Origin of the sequence: Streptomyces sp. 3211.6, from assembly GCF_003634815.1 — a bacterium.
Lineage (GTDB): Bacteria > Actinomycetota > Actinomycetes > Streptomycetales > Streptomycetaceae > Streptomyces > Streptomyces katrae_A.
This window is the reverse complement of record NZ_RBXC01000001.1, coordinates 5,144,016-5,161,971: the sequence shown is the minus strand read 5'-3', so window position 1 is coordinate 5,161,971 and position 17,956 is coordinate 5,144,016. Positions and strand designations below refer to the sequence as shown.

At 69.1% G+C, this 17,956-nt stretch carries 12 protein-coding genes; all 12 read right to left on the bottom strand.

Translation table 11 applies throughout. The annotated features are described in order from the left end of the window. Positions 1-9: 9 nt before the first annotated feature. Positions 10-1,014, bottom strand: a complete 1,005-nt coding sequence (locus BX286_RS24000; RefSeq protein WP_100862932.1) for an ABC transporter permease — start codon at positions 1,012-1,014, stop codon at positions 10-12. Continuing rightward, positions 1,007-1,930 carry an ABC transporter permease gene (locus BX286_RS23995; RefSeq protein ID WP_079429620.1) on the bottom strand — a complete coding sequence of 308 codons (924 nt, stop codon included), beginning with the start codon at positions 1,928-1,930 and terminating at the stop codon, positions 1,007-1,009. Before BX286_RS23995 ends, BX286_RS24000 begins: the two co-directional genes overlap by 8 nt. Positions 1,931-1,964: 34 nt before the next feature. Next, complete coding sequence (locus BX286_RS23990; RefSeq protein ID WP_079429619.1) at positions 1,965-3,596, bottom strand: ABC transporter substrate-binding protein; 1,632 nt, start codon at positions 3,594-3,596, stop codon at positions 1,965-1,967. Positions 3,597-3,701: 105 nt separating this feature from the next. Then, complete coding sequence (locus tag BX286_RS23985; protein WP_079429618.1) at positions 3,702-4,646, bottom strand: GNAT family N-acetyltransferase; 945 nt, start codon at positions 4,644-4,646, stop codon at positions 3,702-3,704. 79 nt (positions 4,647-4,725) lie between these two features. Continuing rightward, positions 4,726-6,351, bottom strand: coding sequence for an ABC transporter substrate-binding protein (locus tag BX286_RS23980; protein WP_079429617.1), 1,626 nt, complete (start codon positions 6,349-6,351; stop codon positions 4,726-4,728). Positions 6,352-6,581: 230 nt separating this feature from the next. Further along, positions 6,582-7,727 (bottom strand): ABC transporter ATP-binding protein, encoded by a 1,146-nt coding sequence (locus BX286_RS23975; RefSeq protein ID WP_079429616.1) that lies wholly within the window; start codon positions 7,725-7,727, stop codon positions 6,582-6,584. Then, a complete protein-coding gene (locus BX286_RS23970; RefSeq protein WP_079429615.1) occupies positions 7,720-8,775 on the bottom strand; it encodes an ABC transporter ATP-binding protein in 1,056 nt (351 codons plus the stop codon). The genes BX286_RS23975 and BX286_RS23970 overlap by 8 nt, the downstream gene beginning before the upstream one ends. 17 nt (positions 8,776-8,792) lie before the next feature. Then, positions 8,793-9,722: an ABC transporter permease gene (locus tag BX286_RS23965; protein WP_079429614.1), complete on the bottom strand. Its 930-nt coding sequence runs from the start codon at positions 9,720-9,722 to the stop codon at positions 8,793-8,795. Positions 9,723-9,751: 29 nt separating this feature from the next. Then, entirely contained in the window at positions 9,752-10,663 is a 912-nt protein-coding gene (locus tag BX286_RS23960) for an ABC transporter permease (RefSeq protein ID WP_237293354.1), read from the bottom strand. A 192-nt stretch (positions 10,664-10,855) separates the two neighbouring features. Beyond that, positions 10,856-12,499 carry an ABC transporter substrate-binding protein gene (locus BX286_RS23955; protein WP_079429613.1) on the bottom strand — a complete coding sequence of 548 codons (1,644 nt, stop codon included), beginning with the start codon at positions 12,497-12,499 and terminating at the stop codon, positions 10,856-10,858. A 424-nt stretch (positions 12,500-12,923) separates the two neighbouring features. Continuing rightward, positions 12,924-14,828 (bottom strand): translational GTPase TypA, encoded by a 1,905-nt coding sequence (gene typA, locus BX286_RS23950; RefSeq protein WP_079429612.1) that lies wholly within the window; start codon positions 14,826-14,828, stop codon positions 12,924-12,926. Positions 14,829-15,188: 360 nt separating this feature from the next. Continuing rightward, a complete protein-coding gene (locus tag BX286_RS23945) occupies positions 15,189-17,630 on the bottom strand; it encodes an ABC transporter family substrate-binding protein (protein ID WP_121016278.1) in 2,442 nt (813 codons plus the stop codon). Positions 17,631-17,956: the final 326 nt, after the last annotated feature.

The following is a 17,956-nucleotide window of genomic DNA, read 5'->3' as shown; positions in this document are numbered from 1 at the left end:
GCTCACTCCTCAGCGCAGCTTGGGGTCGAGGGCGTCGCGCACGGCGTCGCCGAGCATGATGAAGGCGAGCACGGTCAGGCTCAGGGCGCCGGCCGGCCAGAGCAGCATGTGCGGGGCGTTGCGGATCTGGGAGGCGGCGTTGGAGATGTCGATGCCCCAGGAGACGGTGGGCGGGCGCAGGCCGACTCCGAGGAAGGACAGGGTGGCTTCCAGGGAGATGTAGGTGCCCAGCGCGATGGTGGCGACGACGATGACCGGGGCGACGGCGTTGGGCGCGACGTGCCGCAGCAGCATGCGGGCGTTGCCGGCGCCGAGGGCCCGGGCGGCCTGGACGTAGTCGTTCTGTTTGACGGTGATCACCGAGCCGCGGGCGATGCGGGCGAGCTGCGGCCAGCCGAGCAGCACGATGAAGCCGACCACGGGCCAGACGGTGGTGCTGGTGACCACGGAGAGGAACACGAGCCCGCCGAGGACGACCGGGATCCCGAAGAAGATGTCCGCGACCCGGGAGAGCACGGCGTCGCCCCAGCCGCCGAAGAACCCGGCGAGCCCGCCGAGCGCGGAGCCCAGCAGGGCGGCGCCCAGGGTGGCGCAGATGCCGACGGTGATGGAGGCGCGGGCCCCGTAGACGGTGCGGGTGTAGACGTCGCAGCCCTGGGTGTCGTAGCCGAAGGGGTGCCCGGGGGCGGGGCCCTGCTGCGACTTGGCGAGCTCGCAGTGGAGCGGGTCGCCGCTCGCGATGAGCTGGGGCCAGAGGGAGATGACGACGAGGAAGAGGATGAGCAGGGCGGAGACGATGAAGACGGGGTTGCGGCGCAGCTGGTGCCAGGCGTCGGACCACAGGGAGCGGGCCCGCTCGCGGGGGCCGCCGGGGCCGGGGTCGAGGGGCTGTTCCAGGCTTTCGGCCTCCTCCAGTGCGAGGTCCATGGCGCCTCCCTGTCCGGTCGGGGCGATGGCCTCGTGCTCGCCCGGCTTCAGCGGGTCGTAGGGCGGCTGCCGCTCGGGTTCAGGCATAGCGGATCCTCGGGTCCAGGACCGCGTAGAGCAGGTCGACGAGCAGGTTCGCCACCAGGAAGACGATGACGAGGATGGTCACGAAGCCCACGACGGTGGGCGAGTTGCCGCGCAGGATGCCCTGGTAGAGCTGGTAGCCGACGCCCTTGATGTTGAAGATCCGCTCGGTGATGATGGCCCCGCCCATCAGGGCGCCGATGTCGGTGCCGATGAAGGTGACCACCGGGATGAGGGAGTTGCGCAGCAGGTGGCGGGTGATGACCCGGCGGCGCGGCAGTCCCTTGGCGACGGCGGTGCGGACGTAGTCGGCCTTGACGTTCTCGGCGATGGAGGTCCGCGAGAGCCGGGTGACGTAGGCGAGGGAGACCAGGGCGAGGACGAGGCCGGGCAGGATCAGCTCGTCGAAGCGGGCGTCCGGGGAGACGGTGGGCCGGACCCAGCCCCATTTGACGCCGAAGAGGAACTGGAGCACGTACCCGGTGACGAAGGTGGGCACGGAGATGACGACGAGGGTGGCCACCAGCAGGCTGGTGTCGGCGGCCTTGCCCCGGCGCAGTCCGCCGATCACGCCGAGGGTGATGCCGACGAGGATCTCGATGAGGATCGCGACGCAGGTCAGCCGGAGGGTGACGGGGAAGGCGGTGCCCATCAGCTCGGTGACCTTCTGGCCGTTGAAGGCCGTGCCGAAGTCGCCCTGGAAGATCTGCCCCATGTAGTGGACGTACTGCTCCCACAGGGGCCGGTCGAGGTAGAGGTCCTTGCGGATGCGGGCGACGGTGGCGGGGTCGGGGGCCTTGTCCCCGAAGAGGGCCGCCACCGGGTCGCCCAGTGCGTAGACCATGAAGAAGATCAGGAAGGTGCTGCCGATGAACACGGGGATCATCTGGAGCAGCCGCCGGATCACGTAACGTCCCATGGATGCTCCAGGGTGTCGGGCTCGGCGGCGGGCGTCAGCTGACCTTGATCTCGTTGTAGACGGGGACGCTGAACTGGTTCAGGGCGACGTCGGAGATCCGTTCGGAGTGCCCGGCGCTGCCGTTCTGGTACCAGAGGGGGATGGAGGGCATCTGCTCGGCGAGGATCTTCTCGGCGTCCTGGAACTTGCCGATGGCCTTGGCGGTGTCGCTCTCCTGGTTGGCCTCGTCGACGAGCTTGTCGAAGTCCGGGCTGCTGAACTTGCCGTAGTTGGAGGAGGCGCCGGTGTAGTAGAGCGGCTGGAGGAAGTTCTGGATGAGCGGGTAGTCGGCCTGCCAGCCGGAGCGGAAGGGGCCGGTCAGCTTGAAGGCGCTCTGCTGGTTGCGGAAGTCGGCGAAGGTGCCGATGGGGTTGACGGTGCAGACGGGGCCCTCGCCCAGGGCGTTGTTGACGCTGTTGCAGACGGCCTCCATCCAGTCGCGGTGGGAGCCGGTGTCCACGTTCGAGGTGAGGGTCATCTTGCCGCCGGGCAGGCCGCCGGCCTCCTGGATGAGCTTCTTGGCCTCGGCGGGGTTGAACTTGCAGGCGTCGCCGCAGAGCGTGGACTTGAAGCCGCCCTTGTCGCCGAGGGCGGGCGAGGTCCAGTCCTTGGCCGGGGTGCGGGTCTCGCGGAAGATCTGCTCGGTGATCTCGTCGCGGTTGATCGCCATGGAGATGCCGCGGCGGACCTTGTCCATGCCCTCCTTGCTCCACTGCGGGTCGTAGAGCGGGAAGGTGAGGGTCTGGAGGATGAGGGCCGGCTGGTTGATGTAGCGGTCGCCGAGGTCGTTCTTGACGTTCTTCAGCTGCTGCGCGGGGACGTCGTCCACGAGGTCGAGGTTGCCGGAGATCAGGTCGGTGTAGGCGGTGTTGTTGTCGGTGTAGACCTTGAGGTCCACGCCGCCGTTCTGCGCCTTGTCCTCGCCGGGGTAGCCGTCCCACTTGCGCAGCTTCATGCCGGTGCCCTTGGTGTACGAGTCCACCGTGTACGGGCCGTTGCCGACCGGCTTGTTCAGCCAGCCGGAGTGGTCGGTGAAGAAGGCCTTGGGCAGCGGGGAGAAGGCCTGGTAGCCGAGGGTCTCGGGCCAGGTGGAGAACTTCGACTTCAGGGCGACGGTGAAGGTCTTGGGGTCCTTGACCACCAGCCCGGACATGGTCTTGGCCTTGGGCTCCCCGGAGGCGGGGTGCACGTCGTCGTAGCCGCGGATGCCTGCGAAGAAGGTGGCGTTGTTCTGCTTGTTGCGCACGTCCGCCGCGTAGTTCCAGGCGTCGACGAAGGACTGGGCGGTGACCGGTTCGTCGTTGCTGAACTTCCAGCCGTCCTTCAGGGTGATGGTGAAGTTCTGGCTGTCGGTGGTCTCGATCTTCTCGGCGACCATGTTGCGGGCCTCGCCCGTCTTGGCGTCGTAGCGCTTGAGGCCGCGGAAGAGCATGTCGAGGACCTTGCCGCCCTGCACCTCGTTGGTGTTGGCCGGCTCCAGCGGGTTCTGCGGGTCGCCCCAGGAGGAGCTGACGATCCCCGCCGCACCGCCACCGCCGCCGCTGTCGCTCCCGCCGCCGCAGGCCGTCGCCGCGAGGGCGACGGCCACCGCACATGCGGCCCACTGGGCGTGGGTGGCTCCGCGCATGGACTGCCTCCTAGGGTCCCAAGACTCACTTAGGGGCAATGTCACCCTATGTAGGGCAGCTTTCACTCCTGGTTGGCCGTTTTGCACCCTCGCGTCCCCCGCCTGTCACCCCTGGGGGTGCAAAGGCAGGTCCCAGGTGTCGACGGCGTAGTGCAGGGTCATGCCGTGCGCCTCGTAGAGGGCCAGGGCTCCGCTCTCGTTGAGGGTGTCCACGCCCAGGCCCAGGGTGTCGCGGCCGCGGGCGGCGAAGGCGGCGAAGGCGTGGCGCAGCAGGAAGGCGCCGACGCCCCGGCCGCGGACCTCCTCGCGTACGCCGATGTGGCTGATCCAGCCCATGCTGGTGCGGTCGTCGCGGGAGAAGAGGACGGCCGCGTCGCCCTGTCCGGGCAGGCTCGCGATCCACACCAGGGACCAGTCGAGGCGGCGTCCGTCGACGTGGTCCAGCCAGGCCTCGTAGTCGCGCCCCACGTGTCCGAAGTGGGCGGCGAAGGTCTCCTCGACCAGGGCGTGGGCGCGGCGGCGGTCGGCCTCGTCGGCGGCGCAGTCGCGCAGCACGAGGCCGGCGGGCGGCTCGGGCGGCAGGTCGGCGGCCGGGCCGAGGGCGCGGGTCATCACCTGGTAGCGGCGGACGCTGCGGTAGCCGCGGCCGGTGAGGAGGGTGAGGTCGAGGGTGGGGCGGACGTTGAGCTGGAGGCGGAGCCGGGCGCCGCGTCCGGTGCCGGAGGCCATCCGGCGGGCCCGGTCCTCCATCCGGCGCAGCAGCGCCAGTGCGGCCCGGTCGTGGCCGGGCAGGACGTAGTGGTCGCCGTCGATCCGGCCGGGTCCGGAGTCGGCCCAGACGAGGGCGTAGGCGACGAGGCGGCCGCCTTGGAAGGCGAGCCAGGAGTCGGTGGCGAGGTCGACGTCGGGGTGGTTGAGGTCGGCCTCGACGGTGCCGAGGTCGGTTTCGGGCCGGCCGATCTCCACGAGGTCGACGGCGTTGAGCAGGGCGCAGATGTCCCGGGCGTCCCCGGGGCCGGCCGGGCGGACGGTCAGCGTGTCGGTGGCCATCGGGCCACTGTCGGCCGCCGCGGCGGGCGGCCGCAACCGCTTTGCCCGCCCCCGGCGCGTGCGGGGGCGGGCGGGTGCCTCAGGTGAGCTGGACGTTGGCGAGGTCCATGCGGCCCTGGGCGTCGACCTCGACGTGGGTGACGTTCTTGGCGTAGGCGGCGGCCGACATGTAGGTGAAGACCGGGATGTACGGGAGGTCCCGGATGACGATGTCGTCGGCCTTCTGGTAGAGCTTGAGGCTGTCGGCCGGATCGGTGGAGCGGTCGGCCGCGGCGAGGGCCGCCTCGAACTCCTCGCTCTTGTAGTGCCCGAAGTTGGAGCCGTTGGCGATGGCCTCCTTGGAGAACACCGGGCGCAGGTAGTCCTCGGCCGCCGGGTAGTCCATGGCCCAGCCCGTGCGGAAGGCTCCCTCGAACCGCTGGGCGCTCAGCGCGTTCAGCAGGTCGCCGGCCTTCGGGAAGGGCTTGGGGGTGACCTCGATGCCCAGGTTGGTCTTCAGCTGGGCGGCGACGGCCTCGATCCACTCCCTGTTGTCGCTGTCGGCCTCGTAGCCGAGTTCCATCTTGTTGCCGGGGATGCCTCCGGCGCGCTGGAACAGTTCCCTGGCCTTGACCGGGTTGAAGAGGCCGGCCTCGCCCAGGGCGCCCTTGCGGTAGCCGGGGACGATGGGGCTGATGAAGTCGTCGGCCGGCTTGCGGGTGCCGTTGAAGATGCTCTTCGCGATGGCGTCCCGGTCGATGGCCATCGAGATCGCCTTGCGGACGTCGGGCTTGCCGAAGGCCTCGGGGTCGGCTTCGAGCGGCAGGCCGATGTAGCCGATGGAGGCTTCCGGCTTGTAGATGTAGCGCTCGCCGAACTCCTGGGAGACGGTGGGCAGTGCGGTGACCGGCAGCTTGTCGACTATCTGCAGCTTGCCCGCCTTGAGGTCGCCGTAGGCGGCGTCGAGGTTGTCGTAGATCTTGAAGGTGACGCCGTCGAGCTTGGCGCGGCCGTCGCTCGGGTACTTGGCGTACTTCTTGATCTTGATCTGCTTGTTGTGCTCCCACGTGCCGTCCATCTGGAACGGACCGTTGCCGATCGGCGCCTCGCCGAACTTCTGCGGGTCCGCCTCGAAGGCCTTGGGCAGCGGGTAGAAGGCGTTGTAGCCCAGCATGTTCTTGAACTGGGAGAAGGGCGCCTTCAGCGTGACCACGAAGGTCTTGCTGTCGACGATCTTGAGACCCTTGAGCTCCTTGGCGGTGGGGGTCTTCCCCTTGCCCGGGGCCAGCTCGTCGGAGCCCTCGATCTTGGAGAAGAAGCCCATCGCCTCGGCGTCGTTCTCCTGGTTGGCCCCCCAGTTCCAGGCGCGCACGAAGGACTGCGCGTCGACCTTCTCGCCGTTGTGGAAGGTGTAGCCGTCCTTGAGCTTGATCGTCCAGGTCTTGGAGTCCGTCGACTCGATGGACTCGGCGACCGCGAGCTTCGGCTCGCTGGTCTTGTTGTCGTACGCGACCAGGCCGGTGAACAGCGCGTGCAGCACCTCGGCGCCCTCGGACTCGCCGGTGTTCTGGCCCACCAGGCCGTGCTGCGGCTCGCTCAGCCGCACGGTGATGTGGCCGCCCATCCGGCCCTCGGCGGACGGGTCGTCCCCGCCGCCGCAGGCCGTCATGGCCATCGCCAGCACGACGGTGCCGGCGGCCCATCGGGCGCGCGTTGCTCCACGCATGGGAAATTGCCTCCTCAGGAGTCACTGTCGATGTGCTCGTGAGCCGACGCTCCCCACAGCGCTTGACCCGAGACGCGAGCTCGATGGGGCCATCCTCGGGGACGCCCGGACCCATAGAACATACCTGAGCCGTCACGTTACCGAGCCGGTACGGGTACGCCCCCGGGCCCCGCAAACGCCGACCGGGCACGGCCGCAAGCGGCCGTGCCCGGCGGGGTGTGGCGAGGGGGTCAGACGGGCAGGACCGTCTTCTCCTCGGCGAAGTGGCACGCGGACTCGTGCGCCGCCTCGGTGTCCTGGCCCTTGAAGCGCTCCGGGACCGCCAGCAGCGGCACCTCGGTGGAGCACAGGTCCTGGGCCTTCCAGCAGCGGGTGCGGAAGCGGCAGCCCGACGGCGGGTTGGCCGGCGACGGGACGTCACCGGACAGGATGATCCGCTCGCGGCCCTCGCGGGCCGCCGGGTCCGGCACCGGCACCGCGGAGAGCAGCGCCTGGGTGTACGGGTGGGTCGGGTGGTCGTAGATCTGCGCGTCGGTGCCGATCTCCGCCATCTTGCCCAGGTACATCACGCCCACGCGGTCCGAGATGTGCCGGACGATCGAGAGGTCGTGCGCGATGAAGATGTAGGACAGGTTGAACTCGTCCTGCAGCTTCGCCATCAGGTTGATGACCTGCGCCTGCACCGACACGTCGAGCGCGGAGACGGGCTCGTCGCAGATGATGATCTCGGGCTGGAGCGCGAGGCCGCGGGCGATGCCGATGCGCTGGCGCTGGCCGCCGGAGAACTGGTGCGGGTAGCGGTTGATGTACTCGGGGTTCAGGCCGACCACGTCCAGGAGCTCCTGGACCTTGCGCCGCCGGTCGCCCTTCGGAGCCACCTCGGGGTGGATCTCGAAGGGCTCGCCGATGATGTCGCCGACCGTCATGCGCGGGTTCAGCGAGGTGTAGGGGTCCTGGAACACCATCTGGATGTTGCGGCGCACGGCCTTGAGGGCCTTGCCCGACAGCTTCGTGATGTCCTGGCCCTTGTAGAAGACCTCGCCGGACGTCGCCGTCTCCAGCAGCATCAGCAGCTTGGCGACGGTCGACTTGCCGCAGCCGGACTCGCCGACGATGCCGAGCGTCTCGCCCTGGTGCAGGTCGAAGGAGATCCCGTCGACCGCGCGGACGGCGCCGATCTGCTTCTTGAACAGGATGCCCTGGGTCAGCGGGAAGTGCTTGACCAGGTTGCGCACCTGCAGGATCGGCTCGCCGCGCTCGACGGGCGCCTCGATGGCGGCCACGGCCGCCGTCTCGGTGGCCGCCTCGACGACCTCGACCTCACTGATACCGGGGGTGGCGTCCACGGCGTCATCCTTCTTGTCGAACTCAGCCATGGAGCTGCTCCTCGCGGAAGTGGCAGGCGCTGGCACGGCCGGCCAGCTCGGTGCCGTCCTGCTCGGTCACCTGGAGCAGGGGCGGCATCTCGGTGCGGCAGATGTCCTGCGCCTTGGGGCAGCGCGGGTTGAAGGCGCAGCCCGAGGGGGCCTTCAGCAGGTTGGGCGGCAGACCCTTGATCGCGTAGAGCTCCTGGCCCTTCTGGTCCAGGCGCGGGATCGAGTCCAGCAGACCACGGGTGTACGGGTGCGCGGGGCGCTTGTACAGCTCGTGGACGGGAGCCTGCTCGACGATGCGGCCCGCGTACATCACGGCGATCTTGTCCGCGACGTCGGCGACGACGCCGAGGTCGTGGGTGATCAGGATCAGACCCATGTTGTACTCGCGCTGCAGGTCCGCCAGCAGGTCCATGACCTGGGCCTGGACCGTCACGTCGAGCGCCGTGGTGGGCTCGTCCGCGATGATCAGGTCCGGCTCCAGGGCGAGCGCCATCGCGATCATGATGCGCTGGCGCATACCGCCCGAGAACTGGTGCGGGTAGTCGTTGACCCGGCTCTTGGCCGCGGGGATCTTCACCCGGTCCATGAGCTCGATGGCCTTGACCGTGGCGTCCTTCTTCGACATGCCCTGGTGGACGCGGAACATCTCGCCCAGCTGGTTGCCGACGGAGAACACCGGGTTCAGGGCGGACAGCGCGTCCTGGAAGATCATCGCCATCTTCGGGCCGCGCAGCTTGCGCCGCTCGTTCTCCGGCAGCTTGAGGATGTCCTCGCCGCGGAAGAGGATCTCGCCCTTGGCGACCCGCCCGGGGGGCGAGTCGAGGATGCCCATGATCGCCTGCGCGGTCACGGACTTGCCGGAGCCGGACTCGCCGAGCACGGCCAGGGTCTCGCCGGAGGAGACGCTGTAGTTCACGCCGTTGACGGCCTTGACGACGCCTTCACGGGTCGCGAACTCGACGTGCAGGTCGCGCACTTCGAGAACGGGCACCTCGGTGTCGCCGCCCTTGGGGCGGGACTCGTCTGCGGTGATGCTTGAAGCAGTCATGTGGTGGTGCCGCCCTTCTAGCGCAGCTTCGGGTCGAGGGCGTCGCGGAGCCCGTCACCGACGAATACGAAGCCAAGGACCGTCAGCACGATCGCGATGCTGGGGTAGGTCCACAGGAAGTCCTTGACCCCCATGAAGTCCTTGGCGGCGGCGAGCATGTTGCCCCACTCCGGGACCTCGGGGCTCACGCCCACGCCCAGGAAGGACAGCGAGGCCTCGGCCACGATGGCACCGCCGACGCTGAACGCGGCGTAGGCCATCACGGCGGCGATGGAGTTGGGGATGATGTGCCGCAGGATGATCCGGCGGGTGTCCGCGCCCAGGGCGCGGGCGGCCAGCACGTAGTCGGCCTCGCGGACCGACAGGATCGAGCTGCGCAGCAGACGGGAGACCGTCGGCCACGAGAAGACGGCCAGCGAGATGATCACCGGCATCACGCCCCGGCCCATCGCGATGATGATGACGATGGCGCCGATCAGCAGCGGGAAGGCGAAGAAGACGTCGGCGATGCGCATCAGCACCGAGTCGGTGGCGCGGCCGAAGTAGCCGGCCAGCGCGCCGATGACGATGCCGATGAGGCACGCCAGGAAGATCGACGCGAGACCGATCTCCACGGCGATGCGGGTGCCGTAGATGATGCGGGAGAACTGGTCGCGGCCGAGGGCGTCGGTACCCAGCAGGTGACCGTTGCCCGGCTCCTGGAGGGTGTTGTTCAGGTCCTGGGCCAGCGGGTCCTGCGGGGCGATCAGCGGAGCGAAGATCGCGGTCAGGAACAGCAGCAGGACGAGGCCGAGGCCGACGACGGCCAGCTTGTTCGCGAGGAAGCGGTGGCGGATCTCGCCCCACTGGGTCACGCGGGCGACGGCCGGTTCGGCCTCCGCGTTCGCGGCCTGCGCCGGTGCGGTCGCGTCCCCCGCCACCGATGTGCTCTTGGTGAGCTCGGTCATGGGTAACTCCTAGAACGGGCTGCCTGGGATCAGGCGAGACGGATGCGCGGGTCGAGGACCGCGTACAAGAGGTCGACGATGAGGTTGAGCAGAACGAACACGGCGACGCCGAAGGTCACCACGCCGATGATGATCGGGTTGTTCTGCTGCTGGACCGCCTGCACCAGGGCGAGACCGATGCCGTCCCAGTTGAAGATGGCCTCGGTGATCAGGGCGCCACCGAGCAGCGAGCCGAAGGAGATACCCAGGTACGTGACGACCGGGATGATCGAGTTGCGCATGACGTGCTTGACGAGCACGGTCCGCCGGGGCAGGCCCTTGGCGACGGCCGTCTTGACGTAGTCGGCCCGCAGCACCTCGAGCATGGTGCCACGCATGAGCCGCGCCACGAGGGCGGCGTCGAGGATCGCCAGCGTGAAGGCGGGCAGGATCAGCGACTTCATCGTGCCGTCGGAGATCAGCGGGAACCATTTGACCTGGACCACGAAGACCTTCTGGAGCACCATGCCGATCACGAAGGACGGGAAGCCGACGGCCATGGTGGTCAGGAGCGTGATCAACACGTCCCAGAACGAGTATCTGAACAGCGCGGCGATCAGACCCGCCAGCAGGCCGATCGCGATGTCCAGGACGATGGCCGCCAGAGCGAGCTCCGCGGTGTTCACCAGCTTCGGCTGGAGGACCTCGGTCACCGGCCGGCGCTGGGTGTAGTCCTCACCCAGGTCGCCCTGCGCGAGGTTCTTGACGAAGTTCCCGTACTGCACGGGCAGCGGGTCGTTGAGGCCGTAGCGCTCGCGGAGCGCCTCGACCACGGCCGGGTCACGGGCCTTGTCACCACCGAGCGAGCCCACAGGGTCGCCGGGGAGCACGAAAAGACAGCAGAAGAGAATAACCGTCGCACCGAAGAGAACGACAACCATCTGTCCGAGCCGCCGGATCACATATCTTCCCACGATGCCTCCTTCACATACCGAGCGTGGGGGTTGGCGGCTTCATCCGATCGGGAGATTGGCCGCATCCGGGCGCGGATCGACGAGACAGAGGGGTGCGCCCGGGACTGAGCGAAGGCCGTGGGGACCGGAGAAGTAACTCGGGCCCCCACGACCTTCGCCTACCTGCTGTTGAGGAGGCTCTTACTTGGCCGAGATCTCAGCGAGGTTCGGGTCCTCGAAGAAGTCCAGCTGGATGTTGTCGAACTTGTCCGTGGCCGCGAGACGGAACTGGGTGCGCTTCCACAGCGGGATGAGACCCTGCTCGTCGTCGATCGCGAGCTTCTCGGCCTCCTTGTAGACCGCGGCGCGGGCCGCCGGGTCCTTGGTGCCGCGGGCCTTGGTGATCAGCTCGTCGAACTTCGGGTTGTTGTAACGGCCGCGGTTGTCACCGGCCGCCTTGCCCGTCGCCGGGTCCTCGTTGATCGAACCCGAGTCGAGCAGCGGGTACAGGAAGTTGTCCGGGGTCGGGTAGTCCGCGCCCCACGCCGAGCGCCACAGACCGCCGGTGCCCTTGTCCTGCTGCTGGGCCAGGGCCTCCTTGAACGGCTTGCCGTTCAGCTTGACGTCGAGGCCGAGGACCTCCTTCAGCTGCTGCGCGATGGCCTGGACCCACTCCTCGTGGCCCGCACCGGTGTTGTAGCCGAAGTCGAGGACGGTGCCCGGCTTCAGGCCGCCCTTCTCCGCGAACTGCTTGGCCTTCTCCTTGTCCTGCTTGACGCAGGAGGAGCAGACGCCGTCCACGTAGGTGTCGGCGAAGGACGGCGGCAGGACCGAGGTGGCCGGCTTCTGCATGCCCTGGAAGACACCCTTGGCGATGGCCTCGCGGTCGATCGCGTAGGAGATCGCCTTGCGCGCGTCGGGGTTGTTCAGCGGGGCGACCTGGTTGAAGGCGACCAGGTAGTTGACACCGCTGGTGTCGGCCTCGATCCACTGCTTCTTCGGCGAGAACTTGGCCTTCGCGACCGGAAGCTGCGGCGTGGGCATACGGGCCCAGTCGAACTGGCCCGACTGGAAGCCCTGGTACTCCAGGGTGGAGCCGTTGGCCGAGTTCAGGATCGAGATCTCGACCTTGGCGAGCTTGGCCTTCTGCAGGCCGTAGTCGTCGTTACGGACGAGGGTGATGGACTTGTTGTGCTGCCACGAACCCTCCATCTTGAAGGGGCCGTTGCCGATCGGCGCGTCGTTGTACGCCTTGTTGCTGGCGGCGCCGGCGACCTTCGGGACCGGGCTGAAGGCCTGGTGCACGGTCTTCTTGTCGAACTCGAAGTCGGCCTCGGAGAGCTCGACCTTGAGGGTGCTCGCGTCCGGAGCGGTCACACCGGCGAAGGTGGTGGCGCCGCCGCTGTTGAGCTCCTTGTAGCCGGCGATGCCCGCGAACGGGTAGGCCACGTCGGAGGCGGAGTCCTTGGCGACCACACGGGTCCAGCCGCGGACGAAGGCCTCGGCGTCAACGGGCTCGCCGTTGGTGAACTTCGTGCCCTGCTTGATCTTGAAGGTCCAGGTCTTGCCGTCGTCGCTGGTCTGGACCGACTCGGCGAGTTCGGGCTTCAGCTTGCCGTCGACCGTCGCGCTGTACAGACCCGTGAAGAGGTTGTGCGTGACGAGCGCGCCCTCGGACTCCTGGGAGTTGAACGGGTCGATCGCGGTCGGCTCGGTGATGCCGAGGCGGAACGAGCCGCCCTTGGCACCCGCGCCGCTGTCCTTGTCGCCACTGCTGCATGCGGTGGCAGCCATCGCCACGATGACCGCACCCACGACCCACTTGGCGCTCGTTGCTCCGCGCATGGGTAATAGCCTCCTCAGGAGTCACTGTCGATGATGTGGGCCCGTCCCCCGCTGACACCCCTGACAGCGAAATCCGGTCCCGTCGTGTGTGCTCGTGAGTCGACGCTCCCCACAGCGTGTGACCCATTGACCCGAGCTCAATGGAGCCATCCTCAGGGACGCCCAGACCGTAAACCACAGTTAAGTGGTCTCGTTTTCACAACATCACCCTATGGCGAAAACCCGAAATCCGGACAAACAGATAGGAGACAGACACGTGCGAAACGGACGGTTAGTTCATCTTCCGGAGTGTCACGGTCGGTATGCGGACACACGAGCGACACAATCCGTTTGACAAACGGCGACGGCCCCTCCCCGCACCGGTCCGGTGCAGGGAAGGGCCGTCGCCGAAGTTATGCGTTTCGGCCAGAAGCCTACTCGCGTCCTACTTGGCCGACTTGGCCCGCGAAGCGGTGCGCGAGCGCTCCTTCTGGTCCAGGACGACCTTGCGGATGCGCACGGCCTCCGGGGTCACCTCGACGCACTCGTCGTCGCGGCAGAACTCCAGGGACTGCTCCAGGGAGAGCTTGCGCGGCGGGACGATCGCCTCGAAGGAGTCGGCCGAGGAGGAGCGCATGTTCGTGAGCTTCTTCTCCTTGGTGATGTTCACGTCCATGTCGTCGGCGCGCGAGTTCTCGCCGACGATCATGCCCTCGTACACCTCGGTGCCGGGGTCGGTGAACAGGACGCCGCGCTCCTGCAGGTTGGTCATCGCGAACGCGGTGACCGCGCCGGCGCGGTCGGCGACCAGCGAACCGTTATTGCGGGTCTGCAGGTTGCCGAACCACGGCTCGTGACCCTCGTGGATCGAGTGGCCGATGCCGGTGCCGCGGGTCTGGGTCAGGAACTCCGTACGGAAGCCGATGAGGCCGCGGGACGGGACGACGAACTCCATGCGCACCCAGCCGGAGCCGTGGTTCGACATGTTGTCCATGCGGCCCTTGCGGACGCCCATGAGCTGGGTGACGGCACCCATGTGCTCCTCGGGCACGTCGATCGTCATGCGCTCGACGGGCTCGTAGGTCTTGCCGTCGATCTCCTTGGTGACGACCTGCGGCTTGCCGATGGTCAGCTCGAAGCCCTCGCGGCGCATCTGCTCGACCAGGATGGCCAGCGCGAGCTCACCGCGGCCCTGGACCTCCCAGGCGTCCGGGCGCTCGGTGTCCAGGACGCGCAGCGAGACGTTACCGATCAGCTCGCGGTCCAGACGGTCCTTGACCTGGCGGGCGGTGACCTTGCGGTCCTTGACCGCGGCCTTCGCGTCCGCGCCCTTGCCGGTGCCGCCGCGGCCGACCAGCGGGGAGGTGTTGGTGCCGATGACCATGGAGATGGCCGGCTCGTCCACCGTGATCAGCGGCAGCGCGATCGGGTTCTCCGGGTCGGCCAGGGTCTCGCCGATCATGATGTCGGGGATACCGGCGACGGCGCAGATGTCACCGGGGCCGGCCACCTCGGCCGGCTTGCGGGTGAGCGCCTCGGTCATCATCAGCTCGGTGATGCGGACGTTGGAGACCGTGCCGTCACGCTTGATCCACGCGACGGTCTGGCCCTTGCGCAGCTCGCCCTGCTCGACGCGGAGCAGCGCGATGCGGCCGAGGAAGTTGTCGGCGTCGAGGTTGGTGACGTGGGCCTGGAGCGGCGCGTCCTCCTCGTACGTCGGGGCCGGGACGTGCTCCAGGATGGTGGAGAAGAACGGCTCCAGGTTGTCGCTGTCCGCGGGGACGGTGCCGTCCTCCGGCTTGGTCAGCGAGGCGACGCCGTCACGGCCGCAGGCGTAGACGATCGGGAACTCGATCTGGTCCTCGTCCGCGTCCAGGTCCAGGAACAGGTCGTAGGTCTCGTTGACGACCTCGTCGATCCGGGAGTCCGGGCGGTCCGTCTTGTTGATGCAGAGGATGACGGGCATCCGGGCCTGGAGGGCCTTGCGGAGCACGAAGCGGGTCTGGGGCAGCGGACCCTCGGAGGCGTCGACCAGCAGGACGACGGCGTCCACCATCGACAGACCGCGCTCGACCTCACCACCGAAGTCGGCGTGGCCGGGGGTGTCGATGATGTTGATCGTGATGGGCGCCCCGCCGTCCTTGGGGTGGTACTTCACCGCCGTGTTCTTGGCGAGGATCGTGATGCCCTTCTCACGCTCCAGGTCGTTCGAGTCCATCATGCGGTCGTCGAGCTGCTGGTGGGCGGCGAAGGCACCGGCCTGCTTGAGCATGGCATCGACGATGGTCGTCTTGCCATGGTCGACGTGGGCGACGATGGCGACGTTACGGATGTCGTGGCGCGTGGGCACTTCGGCGCTTCTCCCGGGATCGTGGATGGCGTCGCGTACGGCCTGGCACGCGCGCCTCGACCGGGCGGAAACCTGCCACGGCCTTACCCCATCGTACGTCGATCGGCGGGAACCGCCTGCCGGGGGTCTGTCAAGGGGCCGGACGACTGAGGACGGCCGGGGTGTGGGTGGGGGCTCCCGGCCGTCTGCGCTACTGGGTGGGGACGTGTGTTCCTGCGGGTCAACGGGTACGCACGACCTTGCCCGCCGGGCATCCGGCGGGCAAGGAACTTGAGTCACTTCTGAGCTTGCTACCCGCGGGTCAACCCGACAGGCCCCGTTTTTTCACCACTTCTTCGCCGGGCGTCTTCCGGCCACCGGCTACTTCTGCTTCGCCTCCTTCGCGGCCTGCGGCTTCTTCCAGCCGATGTCCTGGAAGCGCGGCGCCCCGAGACCGAAGGCGCCGGCGTTCGCCAGCCCCGGCTTGGCCGCGACCAGCTCCGGGCGCTGGTACAGGGGGATCGAGCCGGCCTCGGCCCAGATCCGGGCGTCCGCCTTGCGCATCAGGTCACGGGCCTTCCCCTCGTCCAGCTCGCCGGCCGCCTGGTCGAAGAGCTGGTCGATGTGGTCGGTGCCGACCCGGGTGTAGTTCTGCTCGACGAGCAGCGAGCCGTCGGCCGCCGGCTCGGGCTTGGCGAAGATCGGCCGGGCGTCGGTGGCCGGGAAGGCCGTGGCGGGCCAGGAGTACAGGGCCAGGTCGTACTGGCCCGAGGCGATGTGGTCCTTGAAGAAGCTCTCGTCGGGCACCTTGGTCACCTGGGTGTTGATGCCGATCTTCCGCAGCGTCTGGGAGATCCGCTCGCCGACCGCGCGCAGTGCCTCCGAGCCGGGGCCGGCCGGCATGACGAAGCGCAGGTTGAGCTGCTTTCCGTCCTTGGCGAGCATGGCGCCCGACGTGCGGGGGGTGGTCTGCTTGGCCGGAGCCGGGGCGGGAGTGGCCCTGGCGGGCTCCTTGGCCGGCTCCTTCGCGTCCTCGCCGTCGGCCTCCGCCTCCGCCTTCGCCTTCGCGGCCGCGGCCGCGGCCGCCGCGCGCTTGCCGTCCTCGATGGCTCCCGCCTGCGTCAGCAGGGCGTCCTCCTGCTGGGCGGCCAGGGAGGACGGGGCCAGCACCGGCGAGAGTCCCGCGCGCAGGCCGCCCGGGGCGAAGGCGATCCCCTCGTCGACGAGCTGCTCACCGAAGTCGACCCGGCCCTCCTGGAAGACGTGCGGGCCGGCACTCGGGGTGCCCGGGCGGCCCGCCCGGGCCCGGCGGTCCGGCCGGTCCCGGCGCACGGCGCCGTTGCGGCCGTCGTCCTGGCCCACGATGTAGAGGCCGTCGTCGCCCGTGCCGTCGCCCGGCCCGGGCTTGGCGACCGCCCGGGTCTTGGAGTCGTCCGTCGCCCCCTCGCCCTCCGGGCCCGCCTTCGCCCCGTCCGGCTCGGTGAGCTTGCCGCCCTTGCGCCAGCCCGCGTCCGCGAGGAGGGCCTGGGCCGCGTGCGTGTCCCGCCCGCCCAGGGCGTCGCTGTTGTCCGCGTACGCCGGCTGCCCGGCCAGGGCCAGGTGGCTGCCGACCGGCTTCGCCGGCAGGCCGAGCGGCTTGAGGACGATCTCCGCGAGCTCCTTGCGGTCCAGCGCCCGGGCGATCGCCCGGCGCACCCGCTCGTCGGACAGCGGGCCGGACGCCCCGTTCATGGCCAGCTGGGTGTAGGAGGGCTCCAGCGACTTGCGGACCTCGAAGCCGCGCAGCGCCGACTGCTCGTCCGCGTACTTCTTCACCGCCTCGGCGTTCTTCTGCCGCCTCTCCTGCTCCTCCCTGGCCTTGGCCTCGTCCGCGCCGTGCGCCAGCGCCCAGGAGAGGGTGGCCTGCGCCGGGGTGAGGGAGGCGCCCGGGCCGTGGCTCCCGTCGGTCCGGCCGCCGTCGCGGTGGGCGAGGGCGATGCGGTCGGCGCCCGCGCGGTCGATCTCCGCCAGGTCCAGCTTCCCCTCGGCCAGCGCCGCCGGGCGGCCGGCCCGGGGGACCGCCGTCAGGACCAGGGTGTCCAGCTTGGCGGGCCGGCCCCACCAGCGGGGGTTGCGGGTCAGGGCCGCGGTGCCGGTCTTCTTGTCGAGGGCCCCCAGGCTGAAGGGGCCGGCCGTGACCTTGAGGGCGCCCCGGGCCCCCTCGTTGAAGGCCTCCGGGGTGCCCATGACCTGCTTCGGGTACAGCGGGCTGAACAGGGAGCGCCAGTCCGCGTACGGGCGGACGAAGGTGACCTTGACCTCCAGGTCGGACTTGCCGCGCTCGATCTTCTCGATCCGCTCGTAGCCGGCGTTGCGGGCCGTCCAGTACGCCGAGTCCTTGCCGCTCAGGGCCCGCCACTGCGCCACGAAGTCGGGGGCGCCGATCTCCCGCCCGTCGCTCCACACCGCCTTCTGGTTCAGCCGGTACAGCACGACCTGCTTGGGCTCGCGCTGGACGACCTCGGCCTTCTCCAGGTAGTCGGGATTGGCCACCGGCCGCCCCTTGGCGTCCAGCGTGAACAGCTGGGGCAGCACCGCCCCCGCGATCCGGCTGGTGGTGGCGTCCGCGTCGGCCTGGAAGCTGTTGAGGGTCTCCGGCAGGGAGTCCACCGCCCAGCGCAGGACCCCGCCGTCGGCGACCTGCTCGCGGGCCGTCAGCGCGATGTCCGGTCCGGCGGCGGCCGGCCCGCCGTCGTCGTCGCCCGCCCCGCAGCCCGCGAGGAGCGGCAGTGCAAGGACTCCCGAGGTGAGGAGCGCCAAGGACCTGCGCGTTCTCTGGGTCATGGGTGGTACCTCCGGGGCGGGGCGTGGAGCCGTGAAAGAGGGGTCTTGATCACGTTCGGCGGTATATGGAGCTGATCACACTGGTGCCGGAATCCACTGAAATCGACAGCCCGCCGGGTCCTCCGGAGCGGACCCTCGCCACGCCGCGAACCCCACCCGTGCGGACCAATCCCGGTTGCGGCCCGAGCGAGCGTTCCCTCGTTCGAGGGATGAAAATGGGGGCAGGGAGGGGCGCACGGTTTGCGCCTGCGCGCCCGGAATCGCTGCACGTCCCTTCACAACCGGGGACGGGAGGCGCGACACTCGCAGGCGCCCGTGAGCGTTGC